General features: G+C 69.2%; 11 protein-coding genes. 3 read left to right on the top strand and 8 right to left on the bottom strand.

What is annotated here, in order from left to right:
• Positions 1–6: 6 nt before the first annotated feature.
• Positions 7–930: a LysR family transcriptional regulator gene (locus ACGFSA_RS28735; protein WP_393308973.1), complete on the top strand. Its 924-nt coding sequence runs from the start codon at positions 7–9 to the stop codon at positions 928–930.
• A 97-nt stretch (positions 931–1027) separates the two neighbouring features.
• Here the strand turns inward: ACGFSA_RS28735 and ACGFSA_RS28730 are convergent, their stop codons facing one another.
• The 8 genes from ACGFSA_RS28730 to ACGFSA_RS28695 form a co-directional block, all read right to left on the bottom strand.
• On the bottom strand, positions 1028–1873 hold the full coding sequence (locus tag ACGFSA_RS28730; protein WP_393308972.1) for a serine hydrolase: 846 nt from the start codon (positions 1871–1873) through the stop codon (positions 1028–1030).
• A complete protein-coding gene (locus ACGFSA_RS28725; protein WP_393308971.1) occupies positions 1870–3489 on the bottom strand; it encodes an amidohydrolase family protein in 1620 nt (539 codons plus the stop codon). Before ACGFSA_RS28725 ends, ACGFSA_RS28730 begins: the two co-directional genes overlap by 4 nt.
• Positions 3489–4262, bottom strand: coding sequence for an amino acid ABC transporter ATP-binding protein (locus tag ACGFSA_RS28720; RefSeq protein ID WP_393308970.1), 774 nt, complete (start codon positions 4260–4262; stop codon positions 3489–3491). Before ACGFSA_RS28720 ends, ACGFSA_RS28725 begins: the two co-directional genes overlap by 1 nt.
• Entirely contained in the window at positions 4259–5233 is a 975-nt protein-coding gene (locus ACGFSA_RS28715) for an amino acid ABC transporter permease (protein ID WP_393308969.1), read from the bottom strand. Before ACGFSA_RS28715 ends, ACGFSA_RS28720 begins: the two co-directional genes overlap by 4 nt.
• Positions 5234–5241: 8 nt before the next feature.
• Positions 5242–6126 (bottom strand): ABC transporter substrate-binding protein, encoded by an 885-nt coding sequence (locus tag ACGFSA_RS28710; protein ID WP_393308968.1) that lies wholly within the window; start codon positions 6124–6126, stop codon positions 5242–5244.
• A gap of 773 nt (positions 6127–6899) precedes the next feature.
• Positions 6900–7433, bottom strand: a complete 534-nt coding sequence (locus tag ACGFSA_RS28705; RefSeq protein ID WP_393308967.1) for an Lrp/AsnC family transcriptional regulator — start codon at positions 7431–7433, stop codon at positions 6900–6902.
• An 81-nt stretch (positions 7434–7514) separates the two neighbouring features.
• Positions 7515–8930: an NAD(P)/FAD-dependent oxidoreductase gene (locus tag ACGFSA_RS28700; RefSeq protein ID WP_393308966.1), complete on the bottom strand. Its 1416-nt coding sequence runs from the start codon at positions 8928–8930 to the stop codon at positions 7515–7517.
• 99 nt (positions 8931–9029) lie between these two features.
• The gene (locus ACGFSA_RS28695) at positions 9030–10478 is read right to left on the bottom strand and encodes an aldehyde dehydrogenase family protein (RefSeq protein ID WP_393308965.1); all 1449 of its coding nucleotides are present in this window, start codon (positions 10476–10478) and stop codon (positions 9030–9032) included.
• Between the two features lie 239 nt (positions 10479–10717).
• On the opposite strand from ACGFSA_RS28695, the gene ACGFSA_RS28690 reads away from it, so the two are divergent.
• Both ACGFSA_RS28690 and ACGFSA_RS28685 read left to right on the top strand, forming a co-directional pair.
• Complete coding sequence (locus ACGFSA_RS28690) at positions 10718–12178, top strand: APC family permease (protein WP_393308964.1); 1461 nt, start codon at positions 10718–10720, stop codon at positions 12176–12178.
• A 266-nt stretch (positions 12179–12444) separates the two neighbouring features.
• Positions 12445–12669: a DUF6381 family protein gene (locus tag ACGFSA_RS28685; RefSeq protein ID WP_393308963.1), complete on the top strand. Its 225-nt coding sequence runs from the start codon at positions 12445–12447 to the stop codon at positions 12667–12669.
• The last annotated feature ends 150 nt before the right edge of the window (positions 12670–12819 follow it).

Here is a 12819-nt window from a genome sequence, read left to right as displayed (position 1 = left end):
GACCCGATGCTGAACAGTGCCCGCCTGCTCGTCCTGCTGGAAATAGCCCGCACCGGCACCATCGTGGCCGCGGCCCGGGTGCTGCATCTGAGCCCGTCCGCGATCTCGCACCAACTCGCCCGGCTGGAGCAGGAGCTCGGGGTGGCGTTGGTGGAACGTCAGCCGCAGAGCCTGCGGCTGACGGCAGCCGGTGTGCGACTGGCCGAGCACGCGCAGGCCGTCGCCGACCTGATGGCCGTCGCGCAGGACGACCTGCGGTCGCACTCCGAAGGCGAGGCAGGTCTCCTGCGGCTGGGCTTCTTCGCCTCCTCTGGCCTTGAGCTGCTGCCCCGGGCGCTGTCGGCGTTCGCGGCGAAGCGGCCCCAGGTCGAACTGGAGCTGATCCTGGGGCAGCCCCACGAGCTGGTGCCCGACCTGGAGGCGGGCCGACTGGATGCCGCGGTCGTCTTCGAGCATCCGATGGACCCCTGGTGCCGACAGGCGAACGTGGGCGTGGAGATGTTCTTCGACGAGCCGCAACTGGTGGTCCTCCCCCTGCGGCATCGCCTCGGGCGGTGCAGCGCGGTCCGGCTCGCCGCCCTGGAGGGGGAGAGCTGGATCGGCACGCACGGCGGCCACACGGGCGAACCGGTTCTTGAGCGCGCGTGTGCGGCCGAGGGGTTCCGGCCCCGGGTCCGCTGTCGTAGCGATCATTACCAGGTCACGATCAACCTGGCGCGCGCGGGCATGGGTATCGCGCTCGTCCCGGCTCTCGGGCTCGGCGACACCGCGGGCGTGCACGTCTGCCGACTGGACCACCCCCAACTGCACCGGCGCATCGGGGTCGCCACCCGGCCCACCAACCGCAACCCGCTGCTGCGGATCTTCCTCGCGGAGCTGCGCTCGGCCGCAGAGGAGACCCGGTCACTGCTGGAGATGCAGTGGTCCTGACCGGCGGACCGTGCTGCCGCCTGCTCCCGACGGGCGGGGCCGCACCCCCTGTGCCGGCGGGCGGGATGTGCCCATCGTGACCATACAGGCCCGCACCTCACTCGGCAGGCCCGCGTCGGGCACAGGCAGCGAGAGTCCGGCCGACGTCCCGTATGGCATGCACCGCGGCCCGCTCGGTGCTGGGGCCCAGCACCGTGTCCCAGTGCGCCACCACCGCATAGGCCAGTCGGCGCCGCCCGACGATGACACCGGCGTCGGCGCGCACCCCGGTGTCGGTGCCGGTCTTGTTGGCGACCAGAAGCCCGTCGGGCAGCGGGTCCGGGAAGCCCGGGGCGTAAGGGTCGTGATCCACCAAGGCGGGGACCAGGCCGTGGTCGGTGTTGGAGCGCATCCAGTGCAGCAGTCCGGCGGAGGCCGCCGGGGAGCTCATCGTGCCGCGTACCGCATGGGTCACCAGTCGCGCCAGGTCCTGTGCGGTGCCGGTGGCGAAGACGGGGGGCACGTCCGGGCCCCGGACGTCACGGACCTTGTCGTGCAGCGTGAGGCGGTCGAGCCCGAGATCCGCCGCCAGCCGGGCCGTGGACTCGCGCCCCACCAGGCGCAGCAGCGCGTTGGTGGCAGTGTTGTCGCTCACCGAAGCGGTCAGCCAGGCCAGGTCCTCGACGGTCCAGCCGCGCCTGCTCATCCGGCGCAGCAGACCGGTACCGTCCGCCATGTCCTCGTCGAGGACGTCCACGGTTCGGTCGGCGCGCAGCTCCCCGGCGTCCAGCCGGCGTGCGACCTCGGCGAGCAGCAGCAGTTTCGAGGCGGACGCGACCGGCAGAACGGTGCGCTCGTCGACCCCCACCGTCTCGCCGCCGTCGATGTCGACGGCGGCGACAGCCAGGGTGAGCGGCAGCGCGGCCGAGCGCCGCGCCGCCGCGGCCACTTGGGCCAGACTCATCGGATCCTCACCACTTCTCCCGCCCGCACCGCGGTCGGGCAGCCGCCTCTTACTGCGACCCGTCCCGCCACCACGACGGTATCGATGCCTTCCGGTGCCAGCAGGGGACGGTCGAAGGTGGCGGTGTCGCGCACCGACGCCGGGTCGAGCACGACCAGGTCGCCGAGGGCGCCGTCGCGGACCACACCGCGGTCGGTGAGTCCGAACCGTCGCGCCGGCAGTCCGGTCATCTTGTGCACCGCGCTCTCCAGCGGGAGCAGCTGCTCGTCGCGGCCGTAATGGCCGAGTACGCGGGCGAAACTCCCCGCCCAACGAGGATGCGGCCGACCGGGTTTGGGGACGCCGTCCGAGCCGATCATCGACAACGGGCTGACGAGCACCCGCCGTACGTCGTCCTCACGCATGGAGTGGCTGATGATGGTCACTTCGCCCTGCTCGGCAAGCAACAGGTCGCACGCGTGGTCGACCGGGTGGACGCCGCGCTCGGTGGCGAGGTCGGCGATGCTGCGACCCTCGGCCTCGGGGTGCGCCTGCGCGGCGGCCACCGTGATGAGATCCCAGCCGCCGTTTCCCACGGTGTTCTCCCACCCCTTGACGCCCTGAGCGATGTCCGCCCTGACCCGGTCGCGCGTTTCCGGCCGGCGCAGCCGTTCCAGCAGAGCGCCGACACCGCCCTCGCTCGTCCACGGGGGCAGCATGGCGTGCAGGACGGTGCTTCCCGCAGTGTACGGATAGACGTCGCACAGCACGTCCACGCCTTCGGCTCGGGCCTGTTCCAGCCGGGGCAGGGTGCGCAGCGTGGCGCCCCAGGCGTGCCGGCCCGCGGTCTTGTGGTGGGAGATCTGCAACGGGGCACCGGAGCGGACCGCGATGTCCAGGGCCTCTTCCAGGGCCGACTCCACCTGTGACATCTCGTCGCGCAGATGAGTGACGTAGGGCTTGCCATGGCGGGCGGCGACCCTGGCCAGCGCGACGATCTCCTCGGTGTCGGCGTAGGTGCCGGGCGGGTAGATCAGCCCGGTGGACAGGCCGGCCGCTCCCTGGGTCAGCGCCCGGTCCAGCAGCGCGCACATGGTGTCCAGTTCGTCGGGCCCGGGCGGGCGGGCGTCGAAGCCCATCACTCCCGCGCGCAGCGTGCCATGGCCGACGAGCGAGGCGATATGGGTGCGACGCAGGGCGGGGTCCTGTCCGGCGGCGAATGTGTCGAAGTCCACCGCGGGCCGGACCGGGCCGAGTCCGAACGTCACCCTGAGATGTTCGGCGAGTACCGGCAGCCGTTCCGGGAGCGAGGGGAACAGACTGGTCCCACAGTTGCCGCAGATCTCCGTGGTGACGCCCTGGAGCAGCGGCGCAAGGCGGAGATCGTCCGTCGGCTCCGTGGCGCCGGCGTTGCCGTGGGGTGCCGCGAGGGCATCGGAGTGTGTGTGCACATCGATGAAACCGGGTGTGACGACCTGGCCCGTCACATCGAGGGTCTCGGCCGCCGCTGCCGGGGTACCGGCGGGGAGCACGGCGATCCGCCCGTCCACCACCGCGATGTCCGCCTCTCTGGCGGGTGTGCCGGTTCCGTCGACGAGCGTGCCGCCACGCAGCAACAGATCGAGGGGGCGGCCCATCACAGCACCGTCGACAGGAAGGCCCGCGTGCGGTCGTGCCGCGGGTCGGTGAACAGAAGCTCCGGACTCCCCGCCTCGACGACGGCGCCCTGATCCATGAACAGGACACGGTCGGCGACCTCGCGGGCGAAGCCCATCTCATGCGTGACCACGACCATCGTCATACCGCTGCGGGCCAGGTCGCGCATGACGCCCAGGACCTCGCCGACGAGTTCGGGATCGAGGGCGGAGGTGGGCTCGTCGAAGAGCATGAGCGTGGGCTCCATGGCCAGTGCGCGGGCGATCGCCACGCGCTGCTGCTGCCCGCCGGACAGCTGCCCCGGGTAGTGGTCCGCCCGGTCCGCGAGACCGACGTCGGCCAGCAGTTGCCGGGCCTGCTTCTCGGCCTGCGCTCGGGACCGGCCCCTGACGGCGACCGGTCCCTCCATCACGTTCTGCACCGCCGTGCGGTGCGGGAACAGATGGAACCGCTGAAACACCATGCCGATCCGCTCGCGCTGGCGTCGGATGTCGCGGGCGCGCCGTTCCCGCAGCACGCGACCGGACGGGCCGTGCTGCTCGTAGCCGATCAGTTCACCGTTCATCCACACCCGCCCCGCGTCGATCTGCTCAAGGTGGTTGAAGCAGCGCAGCAGCGTAGACTTCCCGGACCCGGAGGGGCCGATGACACAGAGCACCTCACCGCTGCCGACTTCGAGATCGATGCCCTTGAGCACCTCGGTGTCACCGAATCGTTTACGGACCCCGCGGGCCCTGAGGATCACGTCATTCATGCCGCTGCCCCCTTCTTGGCGCGCCGGGGTACGAGATTGGTCAGGACCCTGCTCCGCAGCCCGGGAGCGGCGCCGGGGCTGTAGCGGCGTTCGACGGCGTGCTGGCCGATGGTGGCGATCGTGGTGAGCACCAGGTACCAGAGTGAAGCCACCAGGAGCAGCGCGACCACCTCGAAGTTGGCGAGGTAGAGGTGCTGGGAGACGGTCATCAGATCGGCGCCGGCGATGACTGAGACCAGCGAAGTCGTCTTGAGCATGGATATGAACTGGTTGCCGAACGGCGGGATGATGACCCGCATCGCCTGCGGAAGGATGATGCGGGACAGGATCTGACGGTTCGACATGCCGATGGACGCGCCTGCCTCGCGCTGGCCGGGGTCCACGCTCTGAATACCGGCCCGAACGATCTCGGCCATGTAAGCGCCCTCGTTGATGGACAGGCCGAGCAGTGCCGCCACGAATCCGGTGATGACCTGGTTGGACTGCCAGCTGATGAGTTTGGGGCCGTCGAAGGGGATACCGATGCTGATCACCGGGAACAGCAGGGCCAGGTTGAACCAGAAGATGAGCTGGACCAGCAGTGGGGTGCCCCGGAAGAACCAGGTGTAGGCACCGGCGGTGAGACGCAGTACGGGACTGTCGGAAAGCTGCATCACCGCGACGACGATCCCGATGGCGATGCCGAGAGCCATCGAGACGAGGGTGAGCTGAATGGTCACCCCGAGGCCTTTGAGGATCACGCCGTCGAACTGGTATTCGGCGACGACGTCCCAGTGCAGGTTGGGATTGACGATGACGGTGTAGGCGAGCCACACCGCGAACAGCGCCGCGGCGAGGACCGCCAGCCAGCGCCCGGGACGAGGGCGTTTGGTCACCTGGAGGGACAGGTCGTCCTCCTGCGGTCTCGCGTCTGTGCGGGCCGGGTCCGGCGCCGCACCGAGAGAGGCGCCGGGCATCTTCTGGTGGCTCATGTCCGTTCTCACTGCCCGTCGTTGACGGTGGCTGCGGGTACAGCGCTGTCGCCGACTCCCCAGGTGTCGAGGATCTTCTTGTAAGCGCCGTCGTCGATCAGTTCCTGCAGGGCCTTGTGGACGGCGTCGCGCAGTCCCGCCTGGCTCTTCGCGGCCGCGATGCCCCACGGGGCGGTGCCGTACTGCTCCGGCAGGACCTCGTACGCGTTGCTCTTCTTGGTGAACATCTTCGCGACGGGATAGTCGACGATGGTCGCGATTGCACGTCCGCTGTCCAGCTGGAGCAGCCCGGTCGGTGCGTCCTCGCTCTGGGAGATCCGCATCTTCTCCTGACACTTGGCGTTCTGTTCCTCGCCGATCTGGAGGTTCGAGCTGCCCTTGGCGAGGACGACGGTCTTCCCGCACAGGTCCGCCAGTGAGTTGATGCCCTGCGGATTGCCCTTCTTCGTCATGATCACGCCGCCGGTGCGGAAGTAGTCGACGAAGTCGACCGCCCGGCGCCGCTGAGCACTGTCGGTCATGGATGACATGACCAGGTCGAACCGTCCGGATTCCAGCCCCGGGATCAGTCCGTCGAAGGCGGCATTGGTGAGTTCGAGCTTCAGTTTGAGCCGCTGGGCGATGGCCTTGGCCAGGTCGGGGTCGACACCGGTGAGCCGGGTGGTCCCGGGCTCGTACATCTCCATCGGCGGATAGCCGACCGCGGTGGCCACGCGCAGCACACCCTTCTGCCGGTACTGAGCAGGGAGCAGTTCGGCTGCGGTCCGGCCGGCGGTGCTCTGCGAGGCGCTGCCGGACGGGGCATCGCCCTGATCGGAGCGTCCACAGGCCGTGGCCGCGAGGGCCAGGACGGCGACGGCTGCCAGGCAGCGCAGAGAACGGGGACGATTCATCGGATTCTCCCTCACGGGGTGGCGGTGCGCCGATGCTGGCAGTCGCGCCCGGGTGAATGGAAGATGATGAAGCTATTCATGCCTGACCATCGAAATCTGTACGGCTCCGAGTCCGGGCGAACCAGTCGCCGAACGGGAACGGGGCATCGCATGCGACAACCGCTCGGCCGACGCGCACTGCTGCTCGGTACCGGTGGACTGTGCGCGGACACCACGGTCTCCTCGGCAACATCGCGGTCAGCGACCGGCCGTCCACATCCGTGTCCCCGGCCGCATCGGAATCCACGTCGCCGTCGCCGCCTTCGTCCTTGCCCGCGACCACGGCCCGGCGCCCCGACCCTGTCGACGTGGAACCGCCGTGAAACTGCGCGCCGTACCGGTAGTGGGGGCGATCGGTGCCCGACCCGCCGATCGGGGCAGGTGCGGCAGCGGCGAAGAGGCGCACTGCCGCGCTGGGGCCCCGCCGTCACTCGTGGACCGGGCAGACTCGCTGCACGCCGCCGCGGACGCGGCCGCGCTTCGGGTGATCGACGCGCAATACGGCGGGATTCCGGCGGACACGGTGGCGGATCGACGGGCACATGGTCGTCGATCCGGCCACCTTGCGCGGGTTGGGCGACTCGTTCCTGCGCGATACGGCAGCGGCCGGCTCGAACGACGTCGGCGTGCCGACCCGGCCCTCCGGGGGCGCGAGGACGTATCAGTTCCTCACCGACGACACCCATCACGGCCATGTGCATAGGGGATTCGCGAGCCGACGCTCGCGACGCGGCTCAGGCGCGCTGGTCGAGACCGGCGCTGAGCGGCGGCTGCGGGGCGTCGAGCAGCGAGGTGTCCATCTCACCGGCACCCCAGCCGTACGCCAGCTTGTGCACTTCCAGCACGAAGAACGAGTCGGTCGAGACGACTCCGTCGATGTGATGCAGTCTGCGGTTCATCAGGTCGGTGAAGTGGTTGGTGTCCCGGCAGATCACCTCTGCCATCACGTCGTAGGTGCCTGCCGTCATGATGACGTACGAGGTCTCGGGCAGCTCCCGCAGCCGTCGGCAGACCTCCTGGGCGCTGCCCGGCCTGACCCGGATGCCGACCATGGCGAACCGGTCGAAGCCGATGGTGAGCGGGTTTGCGATGCCGACGATCTGGAGGGTGCCGTTCTCCTCCATGCGCTGGACGCGGTAGCGCACGGAGGAGGCGGGGATGTCCAGTTCGTCGGCGATCTGGCTGTACGGGCGGCGGCCGTCCGCTTGGAGTGCGGCGATGATCTGGCGGTCGGTGTCGTCCAGGGGGCTGCCACCCAGCGTGCTCATGTTGTTGCTCCGGCTCTCATGTACGGTCCGCCGCGGTGTGCGGGCCTGGATCTTTGGTCGTGCGGGCCTATCCTGCCCGGCTCAGGAGTCGAAGCCGAGGCCGAGTCGGTCCAAGGTGCGCAGCCACAGGTTGCGACGGCCGTGCGTGTCCTCGCGGGCCATGGACCACCGGGTGGCCTCGATGCCGAGATACCGGACCGGCTCCGGGGGGAAGGGCATTGGAGGGCGGCGGATCATGGCGGGCCGGAGCCGTTCCGTGCGCAGGCCGGAGAGCAGGTCCAGCATGACCTGGGCGCCGTAGCGGGTGGCGCCGACGCCGAGTCCGGTGAAGCCGAGGGCGTAGGAGATCCGGCCGTGCGCGGCGGTACCGGCGAACATGCAGAAGCGGGTGGTGGAGTCGATGACCCCGCCCCACGAGTGCGAGAAGCGGACGTCGGCGAGGGCGGGGAAGGCTTCGGCGAACTGGGCGGCGAGGGCGTCGAAGGTCGCGGGGCGCTGGGTGAGGCGCTCGTCGACCCGGCTGCCGTAGGGGTAGATGGCGTCGTAGCCGCCGAACAGGATGCGGTTGTCGTCGGTCTTGCGGAGGTAGTGGAACTGGTTGCCCGCGTCGGTGATTCCGTGCTCGCCGCTCCAGCCGATGGCGGCGAGCTGCTCAGTATTCAGGGGTTCGGTGGTCAACGCGTAGTCGTAGACCGGAATCATGCTGAGCGAGAGGCGCTTGAGCAGGGGCCGGTAGATATTGGTGGCGAGGGCGACCTGCCGGGCGCCGACCGCGGCATAGGGGGTGGCGAGGCGGACCCGCCCGGTGTGACGGGTGGTCAGGGCGGTGACCTCGGTGTGCTCGGCGATGCGGACCCCGAGGTCGAGGCAGGCGGCGCGCAGGCCCCAGACGAGCCGGGCAGGGTCGAGGAGCGCGTAGTCGGGGGACCAGAGGCCGGCGGTCCACATGGGGGAGTCGACGTAGCCCCGCAGTTCGTCGCGGTCCAGCAGCCGGGTCTGTTCGCCGTACTGGTGGGCGAGCGCGTGGGCGCCCGCCAGCCCTTTCGCCTGCCATGGCGTGGCGGAGACGGTGACCTTGCCGCTGCGTACGAATCCGCAGTCGATGCTGTGGGTGTCCAGATCCCTCTGGAAGGCATCGAAGTTGTCCATGCCCAGGCGGTGCAGCAGCCGGGCCTCGGTGGGCCACCGGTCGGCGCCGTTGGCGAGTCCGTGGGTGATGCTGGGGGAGCAGAATCCGCCGTTCCGGCCGCTGGCCGCGTGGCCGCAGGTGTTCTGTTCGAGGACGAGGACATCCCGTTCGGGGTGGGCGCGCTTGGCGAGCAGGGCGGTCCACAGCCCGGTGTAACCGCCGCCGACGACGGCGAGATCGCAGGTGGTGTCGGCGGTCAGCCGGGGCAGCGGTGCGGGGTGCTCGGGCCGGTCCAGCCAGTAGGGGGCGGCCTTCGTGTCACGCAGTCGGCTGCGGTGGTCGGTGGGGCGCGGGGCTGCGGTGGTCATGTGGCGGGTACCTCGTTGCCGGCTTGGTGGGGCAGTGCGGGCCGGAGCCCCGACGCTGGTCGGGGCCCCGGCCGGCGGACGGTCGGGTGAGCGGGACGGTCAGAGACTGATGACGCCGGTACGGGTGTCCGTCATGTCCATGAGCGTCCACTTGCCGCCGATGCGGCCCCAGCCGGTGGAGCGGCTGCCGGCGCCGCCGAAAGGCATGTTGATGTCCCACCAGTTGTTGCTCTCGTTCACGACGACCTGGCCGACGGCCATTTCCTCGATGAAGCGGAAGGCGGAGGTCATGCTGCGGGTGAAGACGGCACCCTGGAGGCCCAGTTTGTCGTCGTTGGCGATGCGCAGAAGGTCGTCCTCGTCCTGCCCGGTGATGATTGGGACGACCGGGCCGAAGGACTCCTCGCGGGACAGCAGGCTGTCCTCGGGCACCCCGTCCACCACGGTGAACTCGTAGTAGAGGTCGGTGGGGTGCCCTGAAGCGCGCTTGCCGCCGAGCAGGATGCGTGCGCCGCGCTCGCGGGCGTCGGCCATGTGGCGGTCCATCTTGGCCGCGACGCCCTCGTTGTTGAGGGGGCCGAGAACCGTTTTGGGGTCGAACGGGTCGCCGAGGGTGATGCGCTGGGCCTCGCGGAGTACGGCCTCGACGAACTCGTCGTGGATGTCCGCGTGCACGATGACGCGTTCGGTGGCGCAGCAGACCTGTCCGGCGCACGGATAGGCACCGTCGACAGCGGCCTTGGCGGCGGCCTCGACATCGGCGTCGGCGAGGACGACGAGCGGCCCGTTGCCCGAGCACTCCATGATGGAACGCTTGAGTCCGGCGGCGGACTGGATCTTCGCGCCGGTCGCGGTGGAGCCGATGAACCCGATCGCGTGGATGCCCTCGTGGCGTACCAGCGCATCGCCGGTGTCGCCCTCTCCAGGCACGATGTTGACGAGGCCGTCGGGCAGTCCGGCGGCAACGAACGCCTCCATCGCCTTGAGGACGGTGAGCGGAGTGTTGACCGGCGGCTTGACGACATGGGCGTTGCCGGTCGCGAGACCGGGGGCGACGAACTCCGCGAGCATCAGCAGCGGGAAGTTCCACGGCGTGATGATGCCCCAAGTGCCCACCGGACGCTGGAAAGTGAACATCCGCTTGGTGTTGTCGGTGGAGGGCAGCGTCTCGCCGTGCAGTCGTACGGCGTCCTCGGCGTGCAGGTGGAAGAGCTTGGCCGCCTCCTCGATGTCGGCGACGGACTCGGCGAGCGGCTTGCCCTGCTCCAGGGACTGGAGGCGGGCGAGTTCGTCCACGCGCTTGCCGAGTTCCGTGCCGATACGGTGGCAGAGCTCGGCACGGGTCCACACATTGGTCGAGGCCCAGGCCGGCTGGGCCTCGTTGGCGGCACGCACCGCGGCGTCGACGTCGGCGGCCGCGGGCAGTGGGAAGGTGCCCACGAGTTCGCCCGTCGCGGGGCTGATGACCTCGTGGGTGGTCCCGGAGGTGCCTTCGGTGTACGTGCCGTTGATGAAGAGCTGGTGCCGGTCGGCGGTCGGGGTGGTCATGCGTTGGCCTCTCTGTCCTGTCCTGACCGAGAAAGGGCGCGTCGGCTCTGGGCCGCGCCGGCCCGGGTCCGGTGCGATGACTGGAGACTTGCCGAGCAATCAAGGACTGTCAAGACTGCGAAATGAGCAAAAGTGAAAGTCGATCATTGCTTGTTCGTGAGTATTGACAGGCGTTTTCGCCTTATCTATAACCAGGCCTCATCGACTCTCCTGTCTGCGCCCACCCTGAGGGGAACGCCATGTCATCCCAGCCACAGATCCCAGCCCCGCCCTCGCCGGACCCTTCGGATTCGTCGGGATCGGCGGGTGCGTCCGCCCCGGCACTGCCGAAGAAGATGAGCTGGTTCGACGGATTCGCAATGTCGCTGACCATGCCGGCGGCGCTCATCGCCTCGCTCGGCGCCTCCATCGGCGGACTCGGCGCCTGGGGTGCGATCGCCCTGTGGGCGGCCTCGATGGTGCTGGCCACCGTGACCAACTGGATCTACACCGAGATGGCCGCGATGTTCCCCGACTCCTCCGGAGGGATCGCGCACTACGCAACCGAGGGCTGGAAGAAGCGGGCGCCCGTGGTGGGTCCGATCGCGAGCATCGGCTACTGGTTCCCCTGGACGACGGCCCTCGCCGTCTACTCCGGACTCATCGGCTCGTTCGTCCGGGCCCAGTGGTTCCCCGGCCAGGACTGGAGCGTGGAGTTCGGGCCGGTGAAGGTGGACTTTCCCATAGCCGTGGGCCTGCTCGTGATGCTGCTGTTGTTCGGCGCGGCGATGATCGGCCTGCATGTCGCCATGTGGGTCGTCTACGTCACCGGCGGTGCGCTGCTCGTTCCGCTCGCCGTATTCATCGTCCTGCCGCTGTTCTCCGGTGACTGGAGCGCGCAGGGCCTGCACTGGAATCTGCACGGCGCTGCGGGGCTGCGCGAGGCGCTGGTGTGGCTGTACGTCATGGCGTGGACGTCGTTCGGTGTGGAGGTGTGCGCGACCTTCGCCCCCGAGTACAAGGACACGGTGCGCGACACCTCCCGGGCCCTGCGCGCCGGTGTGTTGTTCTCCCTCGGCGTGTTCATCCTGCTGCCACTGACCCTGTCGGGGTACGTCGGCGAGAAGGCCATCGGCGAGGAGCCCACCACCTTCTTCATCGGAGCCTTCCACGACCTGGTGGGCGGCGCCTCCGACCTCATGGTGGTCTTCCTCATCGCCTCGCTGCTGCTCATCATGATCACCGGTCTCGCGGACGGTTCCCGGGTGCTGTACGAGACGGGCAAGGCGGGGCTCACCATCAAGCAGGTGGGCGTGCTGAACAAGCGCGGGGTGCCCGCCCGTGCGCTGCTGGTGGCCCTGGTGCTCAATGTCTTCGTGCTGACGGTGCTTCAGACCCCGCTGGCCATCATCGTCACGGGCAACCTGGGATACATCCTCACCCATGTGCTGGCGGTCTCCGGCTTCGCGCTGCTGCGCAAGGACCGTCCCGACGCCGTGCGTCCCATCAGGCTGCCCCGGTTCTTCGTGCCCCTGGCCTGGACGCTGGCCGGGTTCCTCACCGTGGTGCTGGTGGTGGGCGCGACCGGCTTCTCCATCACCGGATACGGCGGCTACACAGAACTGGGAGTGGCTCTCGCCGTTCTGCTCGCGTCGGTACTGCTGTGGCTGTACCGGACCAAGGTGCAGGACCGCCACATCACCGACGACCGCCCGGCCTGACCCGGCCGGCTGACCCGCTCGGTGACACGAGCCGTGGAGCAGCCACCTAGCAGGGCCGTCCCGCGGGTCCGTGGGGTACCGGATTGCTGCAGATACCCAGCACATTGACGCAGAGGCGCTGCACAAGATGCTTGTCTTCGAAGTGACGCGACCCCATCAAGGCTGACTGCCTGCGGCGATTGCGCTGGGTAACGCTTCCGGGTGCGCGAGCGGTGGAGCGCTGGTTGGCTGCGATGTGTCCCACCCTCACCTCCCCAGGAGTGAAGATGAGCATTGCAGGCGAGTCCGCCAGTCGTGCGCGGCAGACGCAGGACAAGGTCCGTGAGCTGAACGAGCGTGCCGAGCAGACGAGCGATCCCAAGGAACGTCGCAGGCTGTACGAGGAGGCCCGGCGCATCCAGGAGCAGTCCATGAAGGACGGCGGACGTGCGGCCGAGGACAGGCCCGGACGCCGTGCCGACAGTGAGAAGGACGAGTTCCCGTCTCGCTGACGCACCGTCGGCATCCAATGGCACGGAGGGTCTCCCACCGCATTGCGGATGCTGTTGGTTAATTCGGGGCCTGTGCGTGACGTCGGCCCTCAAGACCTGGTTGTGGTCTTGAGGGCCGACGTTGTCGTATGGGGTGGGTGGAGATGTCGT

The sequence above is a fragment of the Streptomyces sp. NPDC048496 genome (assembly GCF_043200055.1).
In the GTDB taxonomy this organism is placed as follows: domain Bacteria; phylum Actinomycetota; class Actinomycetes; order Streptomycetales; family Streptomycetaceae; genus Streptomyces.
Note: the sequence above shows the minus strand (reverse complement) of the source record. Positions and strands in the feature narration are given on the sequence as shown.

Coding starts and splice junctions, on each gene's coding strand:
- ACGFSA_RS28705 (WP_393308967.1), bottom strand. CDS start 7,433: ATGAGCACGCTGGGTGGCAGCCCCCTGGACGACACCGACCGCCAGATC.
- ACGFSA_RS28725 (WP_393308971.1), bottom strand. CDS start 3,489: ATGGGCCGCCCCCTCGATCTGTTGCTGCGTGGCGGCACGCTCGTCGAC.
- ACGFSA_RS28720 (WP_393308970.1), bottom strand. CDS start 4,262: ATGAATGACGTGATCCTCAGGGCCCGCGGGGTCCGTAAACGATTCGGT.
- ACGFSA_RS28715 (WP_393308969.1), bottom strand. CDS start 5,233: ATGAGCCACCAGAAGATGCCCGGCGCCTCTCTCGGTGCGGCGCCGGAC.
- ACGFSA_RS28695 (WP_393308965.1), bottom strand. CDS start 10,478: ATGACCACCCCGACCGCCGACCGGCACCAGCTCTTCATCAACGGCACG.
- ACGFSA_RS28690 (WP_393308964.1), top strand. CDS start 10,718: ATGTCATCCCAGCCACAGATCCCAGCCCCGCCCTCGCCGGACCCTTCG.
- ACGFSA_RS28685 (WP_393308963.1), top strand. CDS start 12,445: ATGAGCATTGCAGGCGAGTCCGCCAGTCGTGCGCGGCAGACGCAGGAC.
- ACGFSA_RS28710 (WP_393308968.1), bottom strand. CDS start 6,126: ATGAATCGTCCCCGTTCTCTGCGCTGCCTGGCAGCCGTCGCCGTCCTG.
- ACGFSA_RS28730 (WP_393308972.1), bottom strand. CDS start 1,873: ATGAGTCTGGCCCAAGTGGCCGCGGCGGCGCGGCGCTCGGCCGCGCTG.
- ACGFSA_RS28700 (WP_393308966.1), bottom strand. CDS start 8,930: ATGACCACCGCAGCCCCGCGCCCCACCGACCACCGCAGCCGACTGCGT.
- ACGFSA_RS28735 (WP_393308973.1), top strand. CDS start 7: ATGCTGAACAGTGCCCGCCTGCTCGTCCTGCTGGAAATAGCCCGCACC.